At 42.7% G+C, this 23,078-nt stretch carries 13 protein-coding genes; 3 read left to right on the forward strand and 10 right to left on the reverse strand.

The window, feature by feature from the left end; translation table 11 throughout:
* Position 1 precedes the first annotated feature (1 nt).
* Positions 2-3,127 carry a SusC/RagA family TonB-linked outer membrane protein gene (locus tag JWR23_RS06970; RefSeq protein ID WP_299514662.1) on the reverse strand — a complete coding sequence of 1,042 codons (3,126 nt, stop codon included), beginning with the start codon at positions 3,125-3,127 and terminating at the stop codon, positions 2-4.
* A 449-nt stretch (positions 3,128-3,576) separates the two neighbouring features.
* Between JWR23_RS06970 and JWR23_RS06975 the strand changes: the two genes are divergently transcribed.
* The 3 genes from JWR23_RS06975 to JWR23_RS06985 all read left to right on the forward strand — a co-directional run bounded on the left by JWR23_RS06975 (position 3,577) and on the right by JWR23_RS06985 (position 7,994).
* Positions 3,577-4,377 carry a M48 family metallopeptidase gene (locus JWR23_RS06975; protein WP_299514664.1) on the forward strand — a complete coding sequence of 267 codons (801 nt, stop codon included), beginning with the start codon at positions 3,577-3,579 and terminating at the stop codon, positions 4,375-4,377.
* A gap of 20 nt (positions 4,378-4,397) precedes the next feature.
* Positions 4,398-5,042, forward strand: coding sequence for an START domain-containing protein (locus JWR23_RS06980; RefSeq protein WP_299514666.1), 645 nt, complete (start codon positions 4,398-4,400; stop codon positions 5,040-5,042).
* Between the two features lie 285 nt (positions 5,043-5,327).
* The gene (locus JWR23_RS06985; protein WP_299514669.1) at positions 5,328-7,994 is read left to right on the forward strand and encodes a hypothetical protein; all 2,667 of its coding nucleotides are present in this window, start codon (positions 5,328-5,330) and stop codon (positions 7,992-7,994) included.
* A 122-nt stretch (positions 7,995-8,116) separates the two neighbouring features.
* Here JWR23_RS06985 and JWR23_RS06990 read toward each other — a convergent pair whose 3' ends face one another.
* The 9 genes from JWR23_RS06990 to JWR23_RS07030 all read right to left on the reverse strand — a co-directional run bounded on the left by JWR23_RS06990 (position 8,117) and on the right by JWR23_RS07030 (position 22,828).
* Positions 8,117-10,108, reverse strand: a complete 1,992-nt coding sequence (locus JWR23_RS06990) for an FG-GAP-like repeat-containing protein (RefSeq protein ID WP_299514672.1) — start codon at positions 10,106-10,108, stop codon at positions 8,117-8,119.
* A 38-nt stretch (positions 10,109-10,146) separates the two neighbouring features.
* Positions 10,147-11,067 (reverse strand): hypothetical protein, encoded by a 921-nt coding sequence (locus tag JWR23_RS06995; RefSeq protein ID WP_299514674.1) that lies wholly within the window; start codon positions 11,065-11,067, stop codon positions 10,147-10,149.
* 135 nt (positions 11,068-11,202) lie between these two features.
* Entirely contained in the window at positions 11,203-12,147 is a 945-nt protein-coding gene (locus JWR23_RS07000; protein WP_299514676.1) for a TIM barrel protein, read from the reverse strand.
* Positions 12,147-13,088 (reverse strand): TIM barrel protein, encoded by a 942-nt coding sequence (locus JWR23_RS07005; protein WP_299514678.1) that lies wholly within the window; start codon positions 13,086-13,088, stop codon positions 12,147-12,149. The genes JWR23_RS07000 and JWR23_RS07005 overlap by 1 nt, the downstream gene beginning before the upstream one ends.
* Before the next feature lie 21 nt (positions 13,089-13,109).
* Entirely contained in the window at positions 13,110-15,413 is a 2,304-nt protein-coding gene (locus JWR23_RS07010; RefSeq protein WP_299514680.1) for a c-type cytochrome, read from the reverse strand.
* A gap of 9 nt (positions 15,414-15,422) precedes the next feature.
* Positions 15,423-17,774: a PQQ-binding-like beta-propeller repeat protein gene (locus JWR23_RS07015; RefSeq protein ID WP_299514682.1), complete on the reverse strand. Its 2,352-nt coding sequence runs from the start codon at positions 17,772-17,774 to the stop codon at positions 15,423-15,425.
* A 25-nt stretch (positions 17,775-17,799) separates the two neighbouring features.
* Positions 17,800-20,124, reverse strand: a complete 2,325-nt coding sequence (locus JWR23_RS07020) for a PQQ-binding-like beta-propeller repeat protein (RefSeq protein WP_299514684.1) — start codon at positions 20,122-20,124, stop codon at positions 17,800-17,802.
* Between the two features lie 249 nt (positions 20,125-20,373).
* Positions 20,374-21,387 carry a cytochrome d ubiquinol oxidase subunit II gene (locus tag JWR23_RS07025; RefSeq protein ID WP_299514687.1) on the reverse strand — a complete coding sequence of 338 codons (1,014 nt, stop codon included), beginning with the start codon at positions 21,385-21,387 and terminating at the stop codon, positions 20,374-20,376.
* 130 nt (positions 21,388-21,517) lie between these two features.
* Positions 21,518-22,828, reverse strand: a complete 1,311-nt coding sequence (locus tag JWR23_RS07030; RefSeq protein ID WP_299514689.1) for a cytochrome ubiquinol oxidase subunit I — start codon at positions 22,826-22,828, stop codon at positions 21,518-21,520.
* Positions 22,829-23,078 lie beyond the last annotated feature (250 nt).

Raw genomic sequence — 23,078 nt, forward strand, 5'->3', positions numbered from 1 at the left:
CTTATAATTTCAAACTTACTCCAAAAGAAATTGTACGTGGTGCAGCCAGTGTACCATAGTCAAATCCTGCCGCGCCCGAACCTCTTGTAGAAGAGTTAGTGCCATTTACTTCAGGATCAGCGCCCGTATAGTTTGTTAACAGGAACACATCAGTTGCAGTTACATAAATGCCGAACGATTTAAATACTTTTTGTTTGGTAAGCAATGACGACGGAAAGGTATAACTCAACGTTACATCCCGCAGCCTGAACGTACTGATATTGTGTTCAACAAAATCAGATTCGATAGCGTTGGAATAATAACCGGTTTGATAGTAAGGATTTACCTGTATGGTATTAACCGTTGGAGCGGCAGAATTTTCATTGCCATCCTTTAATACGCCCGGCACTACCACTGGTGTTTGCCTGTTTACAGTACGTGCGCTTAATCCGTAGCGTGTCAGGAATAATTCATTGCCATTAAAAACATCTCCGCCTTTACGGTAATCTAACAAGAATGACAAGGCAAAGTTTTTATAGGTGAAGTTATTGCCAAAACCCAGCGTGAACTGAGTCTGGCGGTCGCCCACTGTTACAAACGTACCGTTAGATATAGGCATGCCGGTAGACGGATCTACCAGTATCTGCCCTTTATTGTTGCGTGCATAGCTGTAGCTTGCAATATTCATTAAGCTGCTGCCCGGGAAAATACTTGCACGCGCGTTAGCATACAACCAGGTGTCAGAATTATAATACTCTGGCAATGCGCCAAGGTTAATTACCTTACCGCGATTTAAAAAGAAGTTAGCAAATGGCTTCCATGAAAAATCGGTCGATTTAATTACTGTACCATTAAGCGCAATTTCAAGGCCTTTATTCTGAATTTCGCCACCATTAACTAATTCGAGTATGTAACCGGATCCGTAACTAATGCGCGGATCAAATATCTGGTTGGTTGCGCGGTACTTGTAAACATTAATTTCAGCGCCTAAACGTCCACCAAAAAACTGCAGTTCTGTACCAAGCTCCATTTGGTAATCTTTCTCCGGCTTAAGGGTAGGGTTGTTACCGGTCACGTCATAGGCATAGCCTCCACCACTGGTTGATTGTTGAATAACGCTCGATTGGATCTTGTAAGGTGCAAAGGGGTCCTTACCTACACCAGCATACGAGAAGCGTATTTTACCAAATGATAAAATCTTGTTACCTTTTAAAGCAGGCAGTTCAGAAAAGTTAAATCCTATGCCTGCGGATGGATAAAAGTAAGAGTCTTTTGTTGTGCCGGCCAAACGGGATGAATAATCATTTCTGCCTGTGGCATTCAAGGTGATCAATTCTTTATAAACTACGCTTAAACGTACAATTTCTCCGATGCGCCGTGTTTCTGAATAATTGGTTGTGGCCCGTTGTGAGGTTGGTGTAGTGTTATTTATGGTATTAAAATCAGGCTGGAGGAATCTTTCACCATACTGGCCGTTGGTAATATCTTTATAATCGTAAACCTCGGCACCTGCAGCCAGCGTTGCACGGAAATCGCCAAAACTATGTTTTAAAGTGGCAAAGAACGAACCGTTAAGCACAAGGTTATTATCATCATAATTATCAATGATACCGCCGGTAGAAATACCGTTGGTAGACGCAAAGGTGTTCGAAATAGCATTTTGGTAAGAATTACTGTACTGACTCAGGAAATTATTACCCTGAGTTGTGTAAAAATCCATACCAAACAGCCCCCTTAAATTTAACCAGCTGGCCGGATCGTAAGAAAGGTCAAAATTGCCAATCATACGGTTGGTTTTGTCGCGGCTGATATTGTTGTTCAAATCCCAAAGAGGGTTGTCAAAATCGATGGTCCCATCGGCTACAATATTGGTAAGTTTTGCAGGTAATAAAGTTCTGCGGGTTCCATCAGGATTCAGATAGTTACGTACGTCATCATTAGTTGGCCAGGTTAGTGCGTTAATGTAGGTGCCACCATCGCCTTTATTGGTTTTACGATTATCTATATTAAAGTAATTAAAACTCGCGCTGCTGGTTAATTGCGGCGTTAATTTGGCCTGGCCTGCAAACCGTAACGAAAATTTATTATTGTAAACTACCGGTATAACACCCCCTGTGTGCCGGTACTCGGTAGATACCCTATAACTTGCATCATCATTACCGCCAGAGAAAGACAGGGCATGCTGCTGAGAAAGACCTGTCTGGAAAAAGTTTTTCAAGTTATCAAAAGTTGGTGTTCCGGGTGCATAAGCGGGCCCATAGGCTAAACGCGTAGTTGGATCGGCATAGCCCGAAGTGCCCGGTCCGTAAACATTTTGAATTTTTGGGAACCGGTATTCTTTAGAATAGCTGAAGGTATTATTATAGGATATTGCTGCCGCGCCACTTTTACCTTTTTTGGTGGTGATAATAATAGCGCCCCCTGCGGCATCTGACCCATAAACTGCCGCGGCATCCGCGCCTTTAAGCACCGTAACTGTTTCAATATCATCCGGGTTAATATCAGCAATACGGTTGGTAAAATCCTCGCGCCGGTTATCACCGTTAGAAGCAAGCGCGCCCTGGCTCATTGCATCGTTATTTACCCGGATACCATCCACCACAAATAAGGGCTGGTTACTGCTGCCAATAGAGGTGATACCCCGTAAAATGATAGAAGCCGAGGCGCCGGGTACACCACTTGTGCTGGTTACCGTAGCGCCGGCTATGCGGCCCTGCAATGAGTTTACTAAATTCTCGCGCTGGGTTTCTGCAATTGCCGCACCGGTAATGGTTTGGGTAGAAGAGGTAAGATCTCGTTTGGACTGCCTTACGCCGAAACCGGTAACGATTTTAACTTCTTCAAGGCTGGTTGCATTAGATGTTAACTGAACATTAATGACAGTTTGTGTGCCGATGGTACGTTCGGCACTAAGAGTACCGATAAAACTAAATTCCAATACCTGGCCTGTACTTGCCCTGATGGTATATTTTCCATCAGCACCAGAGCTTACGCCATTAGGGCTGCCTTTAATTTTAATGGTTGCTCCAGATAGTGTACTGCCATCTTCGCTTGCGGTTATCCGTCCGGTTATTGTTAATGCCTGCGCCATAACATGTATAATGCCACAAAAGCTTACCAGAAGAAATAAAAGTAAAGTTTTCTTCATATACAGATTTTAAAAGTTATAAAGTATTAGATTACATAATAGTTAAATCAATCATTTTGCTAACGATTGATTTAACTATTATGTAAAGTAGAAATAATTAATGAATTAGTTTTTTTTTGATAATGAGATTATTGCGTTGTAATTAAATTGTTACATATAAATAGTTTGTTACAATGCAATAAACCGAACCTTTCTGACGGTGTTTTTTTGCTCTTTTGCTTCAATTTATTCCGTAATTTTACAAATGGGTTATCCGAAATGATTTTTGTCTGAGCTCTTTAATGACCTTATGCTCTGTACCGTATCAGAAAAGCAGAACAGACCTAAACAAACCGCAAATGCAGCAGGAATTATTCATCCTGATAACTAAAACGTACCAGTTAATTGGAACGATTTTGGCTATTCATTTAAAGAGTTAAAAAGTATCATTTAAATTAATGAGTCAAAGCATGAAAAAATACCGATCCTTTTTTACAATAACTGCGGCCGTTGTGTGTTTTGGCTGTGCAACTGTTCCTTTAACAGGCCGTAAGCAGTTAAGCCTGGTGGGCGATTCACAGGTGAATCAATCAGCCGCGGCCAGCTATTCTCAACTGTTGTCAGATCCTAAAACAAAAGTGATTAGCAATAGTGCCGATGCCCAGCGTGTTAAGCGGGTAGGCAACCAGTTAGCTGTCGCCATTGAAAAATACCTGGCCGATAATGGCTATGCCGGCAAATATAATTTTAAATGGGAATTCAATCTTATCCAAAGCAACCAGGTAAACGCCTGGTGTATGCCGGGTGGTAAGGTAGCCGTTTACAGTGGTATATTGCCCATTACCCAAGATGATGCCGGGCTGGCTACGGTAATGGGGCATGAAATAGGCCATGCGATAGCCCGTCATTCTGCCGAGCGTATTTCACAGCAACTGGCTACCCAGGCAGGAGGGGCGGTGGTTGGTGCCGCTACCAGTAATCAGTCGGATGCTACACAAACTATCGTAAATCAGCTTTATGGCGTAGGCGGTAATTTGGCGCTGTTGCATTATTCGCGCAGCCAGGAGTCGGAAGCCGACAGGCTGGGCCTTACCTTTATGGCCATGGCAGGCTATGATCCGCATAATGCCGTTGCTTTTTGGCAGCGTATGGCCGCGCAAAGCAAGGGCGGCAGCACACCAGCGTTTTTAAGTACACACCCTACAGATCAAACCCGCATTAACGATATACAGGCTCATCTGCCGGAAGCGATGAAGTATTATCATCCGTAAACAATTACACAACCACAACCATGCTCAAAAGACTCACCTTGCTGTTTTTATTGTTCTCTAATTGTGCTTTAGCGCAAACCGGTGATGGTTGGGTACTAAAAGAAAATAACAACGGGGTGAAAATATATACCCGTGATATAGAAACTTCAAAAATTAAAGCGATAAAAGTGGAGTGCCAGCTGGACGCGACACTATCACAGGTAGTTTCGGCATTAATGGATGTCAGAAACAGCGAGGAATGGCTTTACCATACCGCGGGCAACGCTATTATAAAACAGGTATCCCCATCAGAGTTGTACTATTACTCGCTGGTTGAAATGCCCTGGCCCGTTAGCAATCGCGATTTTATTGCACACCTTAAAGTATCCCAGGATGCTTTTACCAAAGTGGTAATTATTGATGCCCCCTGTGTTGCGGATATGGTGCCGGTAAAACCCAAAGTGGTGCGGATTGCTAACTCTAAAGGTAAATGGGTCTTGTCGCCTTCGGGTAAAGGGCTGGTAAAGGTTGTTTACACGCTTCATGCCGATCCGGGCGGCAGCATACCTGCCTGGTTAACCAACCTGTTTGTAACCCAGGGCCCGTCGCAAAGCTTTAAAAAGCTAAAAATGCATTTACAAAAACAGGTTTATAAAAATGCGAAATTGGATTATATTGCAGATTGAAATTCAACTTTTGCTGCTGTGATAAAATTCTCACCTCGCTGATTTCTTTCAAAAATTGTCCTTTCATCCAGACGATATCTGGCAAATCTTATAAATCAACCGGTTTACAAGATTTGTTGCTTAATAAGATGAGTTTGTATAGCTTTTTCATGATGTTTTTCATTAATTTAGGGCCGAATTTGAGTAAAAGCTAATCGAATAGCTTTTACAAATCAACAACCAATTACATTACCTAAAAAAAATTAATGCATGTATAAGAGCCGCTCTTATTTGCTGTATTTTATAATGCTGAATTTATTTTTTAGTTTATTACCTTTTATTGGGTTTGGACAAAGTGATAAGCTTAATTATCCTGAGAATAAAGTAGCAGATTTAAATGCAAAGCATAAACTGCCACAAAAAGAGAAACTTTATTTGCATTTAGACAGAGCATGGTACAAACCCGGCGATACGATATGGTATAAAGCGTACCTGTTAAATGAAAATCTATCGGCTTCAATACAAAGTGGGTTGCTGTATATTGAAATGCGAAACGATAGTAACCGGGTTGTAAAAAGGCAAACCATAAAAGCGCATAACGGATTAGCAATTGGCGACATTGTGCTTAAAGAGACCTTATCGCCGGGAAATTATATCCTGCATGCTTATACCAATTGGATGAGGAATTTCGGACCCGAGCATTTCTTTTCCTGCCAGGTAACTATTGCTCCAACGGGTAAACAGTATTGGTTAATAAACAGGCATCAAACTATAGATAAAAGCAGGAACGTAAATCTGGGCCTGCATTTTAGCGACCTTACTCCAAAAAATATTGGTTTTAGAGATTTGCAGCTAAGTGTACTTGATAGAAATAGTACAATAGTTAAAAGCAAGGTAATAACCGACCCTTATGGTAATTTGAATTTTAAGTTTACATTACCAGATAAAAAAGATTACAAACACTTGTTTATACAAGCTGAAGATAACAGTAAATATGCCGATTGGCGTAAAATAATTATCCCGCTGCAATTAACAAGGCCGGCAAATACCGATTTGCAATTTATGCCGGAGGGCGGTTCATTATTAGCCGATCAGCCTAATATAGTTGGTTTTAAAGCTATTGATGAGGAGGGTAAGGGCGTTGCAGAAATAAAAGGGGAGATATACAATAATGCGATGCAACAGGTCGCTTCATTTCAATCGACCCATAAAGGGATGGGCTCTTTTACATTTATACCACAGGCAGGCGAAACCTATACGGCAAAAGTTACCTATGCTGATAGTATTATAAAAAACTACCCGCTTCCGGGTGTAAAAAATAGCGGGATAGCCATACGGGTTGCAGCTATCCCCGGTAAAGATTTTCTTGAATTACATGTAGTTGCAACTGCTGATATAATGAATAGCGGCAAAAGATTTACATTAATTGGGCAGGCAAGGGATAGTATATATTACGAAGAGATGTTTTCTGTTAATAAGCCCATCCTGAAAATTATATCAACAAAGGTATTTCCCACAGGTATCGCTAAATTTATTTTGCTCGATGCAGCTAATCAGCCTGTAACAAGGCGAATGATATTTATTGATCATAACGATGAATTAAATATTAAGGTGAGCAGCAACAAAGCAAATTACGCCGTGCGCGATAGTGTTTCTTTACAATTATATGTAACAGATGCAACAGGTAAGCCGGTAAAGGGTAATTTTTCATTAGCTGTAACTGATGATAATGAAGTAAAAGCATCCGATGCAGCTGCTGAAAATATGGTGAGTTATATGTTATTAAGGGCTGATATAAAAGGCAATATTGAAGACCCTGCTTATTATTTTACGAAAAAGAATAAAGATAGGCTGGAAGCATTGGATAACTTGTTGTTAACACAAGGATGGGCCAGTTATGACTGGGATCATAGCTTTGGCCCACCACCAAAAATGGAATACGAAGCCGAACCTAAGTTTACAGTAAAAGGCAGCGTAAGTAATGTTTTTAATAAGCCCATAGCCAATACCGAAATTACTTTAAAATCAGAGTTTCCGCCATTAATACTAACCACCCAAACGGATAAAAAAGGTTGTTTTAGCTTTACTGATTTCCCAGAACTGGAAAAAATAGATTTTATGATACAGGCTACCAGGGATTTTAATATCGGTTTAAATGTGAACGAGGTTGTACCGCCTGATTTTGACCCGGTACAAAATGATGCAACCCCATGGTATGTTAACAGTGACAGTACTTTTGTTAGCTATGTGACCAACAGTAATAAAAAGATCATTACTGAAAATAAAAGGGTAAAACCCGATGATGCTATTGAGCATGGTAAGAGCCGGTTATTAAAAGAGGTAGTAATCAGGCAACGGCATTACAACCCACCGCCTGCGGTGCATTTATTGCTTGACGAGGAAGATCTGCGGAATATACGTACCGGCAAAAAGCCTGTTAATTTAATGAAGTTGCTTAATCAAAAGGAAAAGCTGAACCAGATGTATAAAATGCTCATTATTGATGAAACGCCTTATATACGTATACAAGAATTGTCTTCGGTCATTTCACAAGGGGATATTAACCGGTGGTTAGAATCGTACGATACCAATGATATATTGGATATGCGGGTAGAAAGAATGTTTTTGAATACCAAATTAGGCGAAACCCCTGCTTTATGTATCTATATTACTAGCAACTCTCATATGGGAGCTGATATGGCCGGCAACAACGGCTATGCATACCGTCCAATACCTATTAGTCAGCCACACCAGTTTTATTCGCCGCAATATGTTGCCAAGGCAACCTATAAATTTAATGATTGGCGCGCAACCATTCACTGGGCACCAGAGATTGAGACAGATGATAATGGAAAAGCAACCGTATCATTTTTCACAGCGGATAGGGCAGGTACTTATTCGCTTATTTTAGAGGGTGGCGATATGAAGGGTAATGTGGGTTATCAAAGGCAGCAATTAAGTATAGGTAGGTAAGAAAGGGAAAGGAAAAATGTCATTTCGACGAGGAACGAGGAGAAATCTTGTACATCATACAAAGTTGTTATGCATGATGTATAAGATTTCTCACTATCGTTCGAAATGACATTCTTTATTAATTATTTATGTACAGTAGCAGCTGTTTTAGCTTTTGCTTTACCCGTACCTTTAGTTTGGTTCCAGAAAATATAAGTACCCCGATCTGTTGCGGTAATGATATCCATTTTGCCGTCTTTATTCAAATCGGCAACTGTTATATCTGATCCTGCGCCTGAACGGTTATGGACTAATTCGGGTACAAACTTTGCACCTCCCGGAGCTTTTTTATCCCGAACGGTAATATACGCGTATACTACACCCGGGCAATAAGGGTAGGGGTCAAAATAACTATCCAGGTGAGACCAATAACGTTTACCTGCAATAAAGTCAGGTATGCCATCGCCATTTACGTCGGCAAAGTTGGTGCCATGTAATTCAGAGAAAGTAACGTCACCTGCATTTTTGGTCGAAAAATCATCCATTATCATGTGTTTTACAAAAGTAATTTTGCCGCTTTTATCTCGTTTTTGTTCAAACCATCCCAAGCCAAATCCATGAGCGTTAAGCGCGGTTACCACATCATTTAAACCATCGCCATTTACATCATATACGGCCATTATACTACCCCCAACGGCACCGCTCCAGTGGCCATAACGCGAAAATACTTCAGGATGATATTTCCATACTCCTGTGTCCAATCCTTTTGCCGGTTGTTCCCACCAGCCATTAGGATTGATAATATCTATGCGCCCATCGCCATTAATATCACCAACGCCAATGCCATGGCCCAGCCCATATCCTTTCGCGGATACGGCATGCAATATCCAGGGTTTATTAGCACCTTCCGGATTTATCTTGCTATAATATACTGTTCCGCCCGAAGAAAAAACCAGTTCGGGCTTTCCGTCACCGTCAATATCTTTAAATGTGGTAACCTCGTCGGTATTTAGGTTTAAAGCATCATACTCATCCCAGCGGCGCGATTCGCCTTTAGGGTTAATGTATACCCTTGGATGACCGGCCGCGCCAACTATTACATCGGGCCAGCCATCGCCATTAACATCAAAAGTATATTGGCAGTTTATTAGCGCAAACTCCCTGGATGGGTTATAAGTTTGCGCGAAAAATATTTCCTGGTAATGAGTATAATCCGGTCCGAAATAGATGTAAGGCCCCGATACAATATCTGTATAACCGTCTTTGTTAAAATCAGCAGCAGCGGCGCTGAATGAATAAAACATATCATTAATACGCTGTGGTTTAAAACGGGATGAGCTTGCTTCTTTAGGCGTAAACAATACATGGACATCTTTATATTTTATATCCTTAAACTGTACTTCGCCGGTACCACTTGCATATAAAGCGATAGGGCCATAACCCTGGCCGCCTTTTTCTGCAAGGTCATCAGTGGCGCCACCTTGAAAATCACCCCCGTCATTAATAAATTTCCGGATAATGTTAAAGTCAACAATCACTTCAAACTGGTTCCAATCGCCCGCAACTATAGCAGATGAAGCACGCGGTATAGGCAAATCTGTAGGCCCGGCAGGACGGCCACCACCAGCCCCACCACGACGACCACCCGCGGCTGTTCCTCCGGCAGATGCTGCAGGAGGTTTAGGTGCAATACGTATAATATTTCCGGCCCCTCTCAGTTGCTCACGCGATAGCTCCTTGCCTTGTGCATCCAATGTAACGCGGTATGTTGTGGCTGCGTTATCTTTTATGGAAACCAGTAAGGCTTTATAGCCGTCGCCGGTTTTTTCCATCCGTACTAAAACTCCTGCTTCACTGCCTGGTGCGGCTTTTACAATCAGGTGAACGGCAACATCCTGAAAAGATTTATCCGACGCCAGTAACGCTGTACCGCCATTTGCATTTACGGTTATTTCGCCATCGCGGGCTTGCCACGCGGCAGCACCTAATGGATGCCATGCTGTAAGGCTTGATCCTTTAAAGGAATAATCAGGTTCAAAGCTTAAGCCGCGCCCATTTACATCCCACGGAATTTCCTGTCCAAATGAGCAGACAGCTAAGCCAGCTAATAGGAGAGTGGTTAAAAAATATTTCATTTCAATTATTTGAGATTTTATATATTGTTGTAGTGATGCTATTTCGACGCCATATCTACGGGTTTAAACTTATCAAAACCGTCAGGCTTTATTGGTGATAGCTGAAGTTGTTTAGCAGCAGTTTTTACTCCGCCTTTCGGAACGTCTATGCCGGCTGTCCATACGATCTCGTTCAGTACAAAGCGAAGATAATTTTCATTCAGCAGCGCCGAATGGTAATCCATACCACCCCATAGCACACCACGTTGTTTGCCTTTTTCATAGGCCGAGGCAATGCCTCTCGGGCTTATAACTCCTTTAGGTAAGCCGGCTTCACTCTGGTTGGTTTGAGGCGATTCTCCCATCAGCAGATCCGTACGGTACGGATCGCCCGGATTTACTACGAGCCGTGAAAATATCTCATCCTTATAGGTCCATGGGTTTACACCACGCAGGATAGGGTGTTTTTCCGCAGCTTTAATAGGAGTTACTTTCCAAAAACCCAATGGGTTTTGTGTATAACCCGGCATGGCTACTTCGCCGAACCACTTCATATAATGATTTACAGCTGCCGGTGCAGCACCGTCGGTAGCAATACCCCAGTGTATTACCATAATGCCCATACCTGCCGCTTGTAAGCTATCTATCTGATCCAGGTAAGCTAATGTTGCTTTATCATAATTTTTTTGATCTTTTGGCAAAGGTGGCAAAAGCGGGTGCGTACGCGTTTGTGTGCTGGTTACAGAACTGCATTCTACAATAATGGCATCCACGCTTTTTAAATCTTCTATATTAAGTGCATCTCTCTGGTACAGAAACTTGGTTATAATTTTCACACCTTTAACGTTGCTTATACTATCAATGCAATGTTGCAGCACCAATAGGTCCCTGCGGGTTTCATGCCTGCCTGTTCCTTCTCCACCTACGTGGTCCTTTGGCCCGGCCAGGAAATAAATTGTTTTTGTTGGTATCTGTGCCATTGCTGGATTAAATCCTGCAGAAATTAATAATGCGAGAACACACACAATTCCGAATATCCGGAATTGTGATGCGTTAGTTTTTTGATTTAATGTGTTAGTCATGATTCGGGTATATTTAAGTTTATAATTGGTTTATTATTTAATATTAGCTTTTACGTGTTCTATAGTCCAGGCTGCTACCTTTTCGTAATCAATATCAGGCTGATAGCCGCTCCATTGGGCTATCATGTAGTTGCCTTTAAAGCCAAGGCTTTCAGAAAGCTGTACACATTTGTCAAAGTCATAAGATGTGTGCTCTAATTTGCCATCGACATTGGTAAACGTGCCAACCTTAGCCGATACGATATAAGCGTAGGGGATGATCTTTGCTAAATTATCATACATAATATTTACGTTATTGTAATTGCCAAAATCAGGCTCTGTATATAGTCCCGGTGTTCCTTTAATTATGGCTACATGGTTATCAGCATTTAACTCAAGGCCGGTATGGTTGGCAGTTATCATTGTCAAATTTTTACTCTTTGCGTAAGGCATTAATTCTGTAAATGATTTAATGCAATTTTCTACAGTTCCCTGCGGGTTCCTGCCTGCCCTGCCTCCCGGATTTACCCGTACACATTTTGATCCCAGGAATGAAGCACCATCCATCCATCTTTTTACATGATCAATGCCTGCTCTTCTTTTGTCTTCATCGGAAGTAGAAAGGTCATAACCGGTCTTATCGAATTGTGAGCTGTCAAACTGCACATCTAACAATTCGCATTTGGCAGCTTTTATCTTTTTCTTCAGTTCGGTCAGATAACCCTGGTCAAGCGATTCGAAATGTTCACTCCAGAATTCTATTTTCTTTATTCCATACATATCCCTGTGATGTTGAGGGATATCCATCAGGGTAAGCTCATTCTTAATAGTTTCTACACCCTTTGGCTTGGTTTGCTTAAACCTGTCCCTGAATAGGAGGGTACCCATGGCTATACGGTCCATTTTATCTTTCGCGGGTACAAACTTTGCAAATGATGGCGTGGCCATAGCGGTTAGCGCCAAACCCGATGACTGAAATATGAAATTCCTTCTGTTCATTACGCTTTAATATTGGCTTTTAAATGCTCAATTATCCAGTTGGCAATTTCATCATTGGTGATATTTGCCGCGGGCCATTTACCGCTCCATTGTGCCACCATGTAGGTGCCCTTAAATCCTAAACTCTCGGCAAGTTGAACACATTTGTCAAAATCGTAAGATGTGTGTTCCAGTTTGCCATCAGCATTTTTAGTAAAATCAACTACTTTGGCAGAAACGATATAAGCGTAAGGAATTATTTTAGCCAATGACTCATACATATTTGGTGCACCGTTATAATTGCCAAAATCGGGTTCTGTGTATATTCCCGGTACTCCTTTAACTATAGCAACATGCTTATCAGCATCAGTTTCAATACCAAAATGGTTTGCAGTGATAATAATTAATCCTTTGCTCTTGGCATACGGCAACAACTCCTGGAATGATTTTATGCTTTGCTCAACAGTACCGCTGGGGCGGCCGGGGTTAACCCTTACACATTTCGATCCTAAAAATGCTGAGCCATCCATCCATTTTTTAACATGCGCTACGCCTGCTTTTCTTTTTTCTTCATCCGCGTTAGCAAGATCATAACCTTCATGATCAAATGGTGAACTGTCAAATTGTACATCCAATAATTCGCAACCCGCAGATTTTATCTTACCCTTTACCGCGGTTAGGTACGCTTCGTCAAACGATTCTATATTTTCGCTCCAAAATTCTAATTTTTTAATGCCAAACTTTTCACGGTGATGCCGTGGCAGATCCATAATGGTCAGCTCATCCTTTATTTCGGTTACACCTTTTGGTTTCGTTTGTTTAAACTGCGATCGCCATAACAATGTGCCCATTGCCAGTCGGTCCATTTTATCTTTTGGCATAGCAAACTTTGCAAATGCAGGGGCTGCCATTGCCGATAATGCCAGTCCCGATGTTTGATATACAAATTTTCTTCTGTTCATAATATGCTGATTTGGTCTTTATTACTTCCTTTTAGGCAATGCAAATACAAGATAGCCTTTTGGTACATCTTCTTCCTTCTTTGTTTTATCAAACAACGGGCCGCATGAAACTACAACCAGGTATTGGCGCCCGTCTTTTTCAAACATAGCAGGTACACCATTAGGGTTGTTTCGTTGCAAGTCATACTGCCATATTTTTTTGCCGTTTTCTGAATCATAACAATAGATATGCCCATCTCTGCTGGTGGCAAACACCAACCCCGAAGCAGTAATCACCATGCCCTTATTTGATGAACCACCGGGGAACCCTAATCCGTCTATACCAACTTTCGGATCGGTACCATGTCCTATGGTCCATTTCATAATGCCTTTATTCAGGTCATAACAGGCAAGGCCACACCATGGTGGTGATAACAGGTTAGCAGCGTCTACCCCATAACCGCGGGTCTCGGCATACTCAGATTTGCCCCCGGTATGGCCCTCGGGGTAATCTTTCATCCCCTGCGTATAGCCTGTTGATTTTATGGGCGCGCTCCCTAAAGCCACAACCGGCCCCAACGGTATAGTTTCTATAGCTACAGCACGGCCACGGCCAGCAGGGGGCGCCAGGAACGCGTAAATAGAAGAAATAGCCGCGTCATCCAAATGTGGCTGGGCCTGCATTCTTCCGCGGCCTTGTGTTAAAATTGTTTTAAAATCGTCAGAGGTTATCCTGCTGCCTATGTTAAGCAGTGAAGCACCGTTTCCGGGTATACCGCCTCGATCTTCGCCATGGCATGCCTGGCAATTTTGTATGTAAGCGGCCCTTCCGGCAGCAGCACGCGCGGCAGCAGCAGCTTGGTTTCCACCTCCTCTAACCTGTGAATGATCTACTTTTTTCAGCTGATAGATACATGGCTCGTTAGAGAATAGTACATATACTAATCCTTTATCCGGGTTGGCGGCTGTATTTTCAAAATTAGCCCCGCCAAATGCTCCCGGTATGCTAACTACCTCATATTTATCAGAAAGTGGCTGGAACGGTGCCGATTTAGCAGCCGCCAGTCTTGGTCCCCATTTTGCTTTTTCTTCGGGAGTGAAATACGGGTTCAAATCGCTCAACAGCGCTATGTGCTTGGTAAAAGGAGGAATAACGGTTGGGATAGGTTGTGTGGGCCATGCATGTTCATTAGGCATATCACTTGCCGGAACCGGAGTTTCCACAATGGGCCATATAGGTTTGCCTGTAACACGATCCAATACATACAGGTATCCACCTTTGGAAGCACCTGCCACCACATCAACTTTTTTACCGTTATGGTTTATAGTAACCAGTTGCGGGGCGGCAGTCATGTCATAGTCCCAAAGATCATGGTGCACGGTTTGAAAGTGCCATATATGTTTGCCGGTACGTGCATCAAGCGCCAGGATACAGTTTCCATATAAATTCATTCCTTCACGGTCAGATCCATCATAATCATAGGTTGGTGAACCAAGCGGAAAGTAGGCTATGCCGCGTTTTTCGTCAATAGAAATATCTCCCCAGGCATTTGTTCCGCCTGCATATTTATAAGCATCCTTGGGCCAGGTTTCATAACCGGGCTCACCCGGAAAAGGTATAGTATGAAATATCCATACTTGTTTGCCGGTTATCACATTAAACGCCCTAACATGGCCCGGACCCGAAAATAAGGCCTCGCCGGGAAAAGATCCAAGGATAAGCAGGTTTTCAAAAATATGCCCCGGTGAAGTAGGCATGGCACGGGAAAAAAGTGAAGTGTCACGGTCAAGGCCCTGTTTAAGATCAACCGATCCATGATCGCCAAAAGTCAGTATTGATTTGCCTGTAATAGCGTCAATAGCTTGTAACGAATTACCAAAGCAGGTAAGCAAGCGTTTTTGCTTTTTATCCTTGCTTTGCCAAAAGTTAATTCCCCGCTGGATTATGCCACGCAGGTTGGTATGTATCCATATCTCTTTTCCTGTAGCGGCATCCATCGCTACAAGCGAGTTGTTTTTTGCCAGCACATACATTATGCCATCTACAATGATGGGGTTAAACTTGTAGTATTCTGTTTTATCGCCCGATGGGTATACATATTCAACCTTTAACTGGTTAATGTTTTCTTTGTTGATCTGTGTAAAATCAACAAATTTAGAATGGTCAGGGCCCCCGCCGTAATCTTTCCATTGCGAGTGTTGTTTGGTAACAGCAGTCGATTTCTTTTTAGATCCGGGTTTGGTGTTTTTGGGAACAATAGCGGCAATACATGCTATGCCTATCAGCAACAGCGCCGCAGCTTTTATACGCTTTGAACTATGTAATTTATTTAAGGTTGATCTCATCTTCTTCAATTACTTCAATTTAGGCAATGCGAATACAATATATCCCTTAGGCACATCTTCGTCCTTTTTGGTTTTATCGATTAAACCACCTGCAGAGCATATTACTAAATACTGGCGCCCGTTTGATTCGTACATAGCAGGTATGCCACCCGTATCGGCCCTTTGCAGGTCATACTCCCATAAAATTTTACCATTATCAGCATCAATGGCCCGTAGCTTTCCATCTTTACAGGTGGCAAATATTAATCCCGATTTGGTGATAACCATACCTTTGTTTTGCGTACCGTTTGGAAGGCCCATACCTTTTGTGCCGTTTTTAGCATCGTCGCCAAGGCCAATTCTCCATTTCATAGCACCTGTATTCAGGTCATAAGCGGCTATACCGCACCATGGTGGTGATAATATATTTGGTGCAGGCGCCCCCCAGTTGCTGGCTTCAACATACTGAACTCTTTTACCTGTATAATTTTCGGGATAATCTTTCATACCACCTGCGCCAAAACCAGGGCCTGCAGGTGCCGCACCAGGTTTTAAAGGCGCGCCGCCCGAAGCTACTACAGGCCCGTCAATTACAGGCGGTGTTGCATTATCCGCGCCACGGCCTCCACGCCCCCCGCGTACTGCAGGGGCCAGGTAAGCATATATATTAGCAACAACACTATCTTCTAAATGCGGAAAACTTGGCATCCGCCCACGGCCCGCGCTTATAACGCTTTTAAAAGCATCAAGCTGTACTCTTCCACTTAATGTAAGCAGGGTAGGTGCACCCCCGGTTATACCGGCCTTGTCTGCACCATGGCATGATTGGCAGTATTGCGCATAGGCAATCTGACCCTTAACATTACCGGCAACTGCGCCAAAATTGGCACCGCCTATTCCCTGGCCAGCCTCCGGCCTTGGTTTTAATTTGTAAAAATCAGATAGCTCCTGGAACATTACATACACCAATCCCTTATCAGGATTTGCGGCAGTATTACCATAATTGGCACCACCAACCGAGCCAGGATTAGAAAGTACCTCGTATTTATCAGAAAGTGGCATATACGGCCCCGATTTAGCAGCCAATAGCCTCGCGGTCCATTTTGCTTTTTCTTCGGGCGTAAAGTACGGGTTCATGTCATCAATGGTAACAATGTGCCTGTTAAATGGCGGTATTACCGTTGGGAACGGTTGTGTGGGCGATGATTTTTCATCGGGCATTTCACTCTTTGGTACCGGGCGCTCTTCTATCGGCCATAACGGCTTTCCGGTGATACGGTTAAACGCGTATAAGAAACCGTTTTTGCCCGCTACTGCTACTGCTTCAACCTTTTTACCATTATGGTTTACGGTGATCAACTGCGGGGCGGCGGTCAAATCATAATCCCAAATATCATGGTGTACAGTCTGGAAGTGCCATAGGTGCTTGCCTGTTTTAGCATCCAAAGCCAAAATGCAATTGCCATATAAGCCATTACCCGGGCGGTCGGCGCCATCATAATCATAAGTGGGCGAGCCCAAAGGGAAATAAGCAATACCATGTTTTTCATCGACAGATATTTCTCCCCAGGTATTTATAGCGCCTACATATTTGTAAGAATCTTTATAATCCCATGTTTCATAGCCGGGTTCACCCGGTTGTGGGATAGTGTGGAATATCCATTCTTGTTTGCCGGTAAGGATGTTAAATGCCCTAACGTGGCCCGGACCAGAAAACAGGTTCTCGCCGGGTGATGAGCCTACCAATATCAGGTTTTTATAAACGTGGCCGGGAGAAGTGGATGAGCCTGTACGGAACAATGAAGGATCGCGGTCAAGGCCCTCTTTCAGGTCGACAGAACCGTTATCGCCAAATGTCAATATAGTCTTACCGGTGATGGCATCAATTTCCTGTAAGGTATTGCCTAATGTTACAATAAGGCGTTTTTGCTTTTTATCAGGACTTTGCCAGAAATTAATGCCCCGCTGGCCTATCCGCAGGTTGGTATGTATCCATATTTCTTTACCGGTTGTTGCATTAATTGCTATCAGCGACATGTTTTTGGCCTGCACATACATCACATTATCAACAATAATAGGATTGAATTTATAAGCCTGCTTATCGCCGCTTGAGTATATAAATGCAGGCTCCAGCTTGGTTACGTTTTGTTTGTTGATCTGGGTAAAATCAACAAATTTTGAGTGGTCGGGTCCACCGCCAAAATCATTCCACTCGGTATGTTGTTTGGGGATTAACGAAGCTGACGTATTTTTCTTGGCTGATGTGCTTTTTTTAGGGGTTTGGGCTATAGCGCCATAACCAATAAAAAATATCAGCAACAGTGCGACTTTAGCGCTTGTTGAGATAAATAATTTGGTTATTGTTACAGGGTTGGGTTTCATGATTAATTATAATTGGTTTGGTTGGTTATTTTTTTGATGGAAGTGCGAAAACAATATACTGTCTTGGCACCTCGGCGTTTGGTTTTGATTTATCTATTTGGTCTGATACAGAACAGATGGCCATGTATTGCTTGCCATTTACCTGGTACATGGTAGGCAAGCCATCGGGTACGCGGGGTAGTTTTACCTGCCATAACAAGTTGCCGTTATCTTCGTCGTAAGCATATATCCTGCCATCCAAACAGGTGGCGAATATGATTCCGGTAGAGGTTACTATCATGCCTTTATGCTGTGAGCCAACAGGCAGACCGGTATCTTTACCGCCCAGCTTATCATCGTTGCCTAATGCTCTTTTCCATTTTATTTTGCCGGTATTCAAATCATAAGCTGCTATTGCCGACCATGGCGGCGACAATAAATTTGGATAGCCCAAACCGTAGCTGGTGGTTGAGCCATCTGTATACTTCTCTTTTGGAGAGGTTACTCCGGCTGGATAATCGCGCATAGGTTTGGTAGGCATTTTTTGAAACTCCTCGCCACCCGGCGCACCGCCTGATGCAACCACAGGGCCGTCGGTTTTTGTTACATCGGTTGCCTGGAAGCCACCACGGCCGCCACGTGCGCCCGCGCCGCCGCCTCTCTGGCTTGCGGCTGATGAAAGAAATTTATATAAAGCAGTAACGTTTTGATCGCCAAGGTGAAGAAAGGATGGCATTTGCGCCCGGCCCGTACTTACAATCGTCTTGAAATTATCAAAATTAACCCGGTTGTTAATATCAACAAGGTTGGGCCCCAAACCACCCGTATGCTCAACGCCATGACAGGTTTGGCAATTTTGTACATATAGCGCTTTTGCTCTTTCAGTTTCGTCGGCAGATAATGGTATGCGCAATTCGGCAGGTTCAACTTTTTTCAGTCTGTAAACAGAGGGCTTATCCTGGTAAGAAACATATACATATCCCTTTACCGGGTTTGCCGCGGTATTCCCGTGGATGGCCCCGCCGTTAGCGCCGGGCATAGTAATAGTTTCATATTTATCAGAAAGCGGTTCAAACAAACCGCTGTGTGCGGCTAATATGCGTTTGCGCCATGTTTCTTTTTCTGTCGCGGTAAAGTATGGGTTAATATCATCAACAGTAACCACCTGCCTGCTAAATGGCGGCACTACCGTTGGTACGGGTTGTGTAGGCCATGATTCTTCGCCCGGCATAGTGCTTTTTGGTACAGGTTTTTCGTCTATAGGCCATAATGGCTCGCCGGTAACACGGTTAAATACAAACAGGAAGCCTTGTTTGGTAGCTTGTGCCACCGCGTCAACCTTTTGGCCGTTATGGGTTACGGTAACCAGTTGCGGCGCAGCAGACGCGTCAAAGTCCCAAAGGTCATGGTGCACCATCTGAAAGTGCCAGATGTGTTTACCTGTACGGGCATCGAGCGCCAAAATGCAATCGCCGTACAAGCCTTTGCCTATACGGTCGGCACCATAATAATCATAAGTAGGCGCGCCTAACGGGAAATAAGCGATACCGCGTTTGGCATCAATAGATATTTCGCCCCATGTATTTACGCCGCCCACATATTTATAGGCATCTTTTGGCCAGGTTTCATAACCCGGTTCGCCGGGGAGGGGGATAGTATGAAATATCCATGCCATTTTACCCGTAACCACATTATAAGCACGCAGGTGTCCCGGAGGCGAAAATGTGTTCTCGCCCGGAGATGAACCCAAAAGTATCAGATCATCATATATAGCACCCGGCGAGGTAGAGGTAACACGCGTCATAGTTTCCGGATCACGATCAAGCCCCTCCCTAAGGTTAACCGCACCGTTAGTGCCGAATGTAAGTATGGATTTACCGGTTTGCGCGTCTATTTCCTGTAAAGTATTGTTCATGCAAAAAATAAGGCGGCGATCTTTTCTGTCCTTGCTCTCCCAATAATTCATACCCCTTTTTGAAGCGGTGTTTAAGCCGGTATGTATCCAAATCTCTTTGCCATTTGTGGCATCCAATGCTACCAGCGAATTGTTTTTCGCCAATACATACATTACATTGTCTACTATTAAGGGATTAAATTTATAACTCGAAACATTGTCGCCGGTAGAGTAGGTCCAGGCAACTTGCAGTTGGTTTACATTTTTTTTGGTGATCTGGTTAAGTGTGGTATATTTTGACTGATCGGGCCCGCCGCCATACTCTCTCCAGTTTATATAAGGATCAACATAATTGCTATTAGCGTAAATAACTTTTTTGGTCATGCAACCAAAACAAATGGCTATTATTACTAATACTATGGTTGCCACAGTACCCCAAATGCGTACCGGCGATAGCTTAATCTTTTTAAAGTTCATATAAAGGTTTATTCGATAGTTATCAGGTTAAAAAAACGACAAGCATAGCTATGCCATTTAAATAAAATATAAAAAAAATGTATACTTAGTGTACTGGGTTAATTGGTGCAATCGATATCAAATATAAATTATATAATATATATTTTACCAAATTGTACCCAGAATGTTACGCTACTACATCGATTTCGCAAGAGATACCCTATCGATTTAGTAGTAATTGAGAAATGTATGAAATGTGTGTTTAAACGGTTATTCGTGATTTGTTTTTCCGCGGAAGCTATAGAAAAGATAAAATAGGGAAGGAAGAATAAATAAACTGCCAATTAATAAGGCGATACCCAGGTCATCAATAGTTTTTGAGGTGGCGTGATTGGTTAATAAGGAAAGGTTTTTATTGTTTTTACCCATAATAAAGTTAGGGTAATGCGTATAGCCAACCGATAGTAATATCATACTCACCTGGAAAGCGGCAAATACGCGCGCTATTTGTTTCTTACCGCGGCTAATGGTTACCCAAAGTAATATTAAAGAGATAGATGCGGCTATTACCGCTGTAAGGCTTACCGGATTGCCAAATATCCAGTGCGCCATGTGGATGTTTAGTGTTTCGGCAGCTAAGAATACCAGTCCGCCGCAAAAAAAGGCGGCCATATTAAGCACCTTAGCTTTTTTAATAAAGCGTTTAACATCAAATTCATCCGTAGCTTCGCCCACCAAATAGATGGCTGCAAGGAATCCGCAAAGTGTAACGGTAAATAGACCTACCGCCACAGAGAACCAGTTTAACCAGCTAAAAATATAGGCTGATAAAAAATCAGTAGCTTCAAAATCAATTTGTCTGGAGATAGCGCTGCCTGCGATGATGCCTAAAAACAACGGCGTTAAAAAGCTGGAATAAACAAATATGTTATTATAAAGCATCTGAGTTCGTTCGCCTTTTATCGCATCGTAATTACGGAACGCGAAGGCCGTACCACGGGCAATAATGCCTAATAACATAATGAGCAACGGAATATGCAAATAAGTACACATTTTGCTATATATATCCGGAAAACCAACAAATAAAATTACTACAGCAATAATAAGCCACATGTGGTTTGCTTCCCAGATTGGCCCTATGGCCTGGTACATGGTGCTGCGGGTGCGTTGCTTATTATCAGTTGAGGTAAAAAGCTCAATAATGCCCGCGCCAAAATCAGCACCGCCTAACAAGAAGTACAATAAAATGGCGAAGAACAGGAAGATAATTACTACGGTTAACATATTTTTTTAGAATCAAGAGACAAGAATCAAGAGACAAGAATTAAGAAAATAATGGTTAAATAAATCACTATAAACAAACCCATCAAAGCAGCCGTTTATCTTGATTCTTACATCTTGATTCTTGTCTCTATTATTTAACATCATACAACTCAGGCACCATTTTAATTTGCCTTTGCAGTAGGAATATTACTGCTAAACTCAACGTAAAATATATAAAGCTAAACAGGTAAAACGAATATTGTATTCCCGGCATAGGCGTAATGGCCTCGCTGGTGCGCATTACATCCTGTATTATCCAGGGTTGGCGGCCAACTTCGGTAACGGTCCACCCGGCTTCCAGCGCAATAAACCCTAAAGGAGTAGCAATGATAAATAACTTTAAAAACCATGTTTTTGATAACCAGCTCCGCTTTTTCCATAAGGCGATGAAATACAATACGCCTATCAGCATAGTTAGCATACCTATGCCTACCATTATCTGGAAGGCATAATGGGTAACCGCCACATTTGGCTGATCTTTAATGGGTATGGTATCCAGTCCTTTAACTTCCTGTTTGAAATTATCGTTCACTAAAAAACTGAGCAAGCCGGGTAGCTCTATGGCGTAGTTAACTTTTTTGGCAGCAGTATCCGGTATGCCCCCGATAATTAATGGCGCATAAGTTTGCGTATGAAAATAAGCCTCCATCGCGGCTAACTTAGCAGGCTGCCTTTTGGCCGCGTGTTTGGCAGATATATCGCCGCTTAGCGGTTGTAAAATTGCCGCTGCTGCTCCAAATATGATAGCTATTTTAAACGCTTTGGTATGAAATTCAATATTCTGTTTGCGATAAATCATCAGCGCGTGTATACCGGCCACTGCAAACCCTGTAGCCGAGAACGCAGCTATCGTCATGTGTAATGATTCAGAAAACCAGGCGCCGTTAAACATGGCTCTCATTGGGTCGATGTTAAGGTATTGGCCGTTCACATAATCAAAGCCCGAGGGGCTGTTCATCCATGAATTGGCCGATACTACCAAAATGCCCGAAAGTATCCCGCTAACGCCAACCAGAACCCCTGTAAACCAATGGAACCATTGGTTGAACCTGTTCCACCCATATAGAAAAAAGCCCAGGGCAATCGCTTCAATAAAAAAAGCTACCCCCTCTAACGAAAACGGCATGCCAAATATGGGCCCCGCATGTTCCATGAACTTTGGCCATAGTAAACCAAGCTCAAACGATAACATAGTGCCCGATACCGCGCCTGTTGCAAAAAATATAGCTACGCCTTTGCTCCAGGCTTGTGTAATGTTTTTATAAACCGGGTTTTGAGTTTTGATATATTTATAGTGCGATATGGCCATAAAAACAGGCATCACCATACCAATACAGGAATATATGATGTGAAACCCCAGCGACAGGGCCATTTGTGATCTGGCTGCTAAAAAATCATTCATGTTTATATTGGTGATAAAACAAGATGGGTAAAGATAAATGTATCCTGATTAATAGCGCAGTAAATGGCTAATAATAAAGTTTATAAATATTGATTTTAAATTAGGGTCAGGGTAGGTCAGGCGCAATGTCATTAAGTTAAGATATTTGTCATCTCCTTTAGATTAGCTTCAGCAAAATAAACAGGTTATTATTATTGTTGAAGCTTTCTTTTTGCTTCTTTTTCTTTGTTAATAACCTCGATTTTTGTGG

The organism is Mucilaginibacter sp. (assembly GCF_028288205.1).
Taxonomy (GTDB): domain Bacteria; phylum Bacteroidota; class Bacteroidia; order Sphingobacteriales; family Sphingobacteriaceae; genus Mucilaginibacter.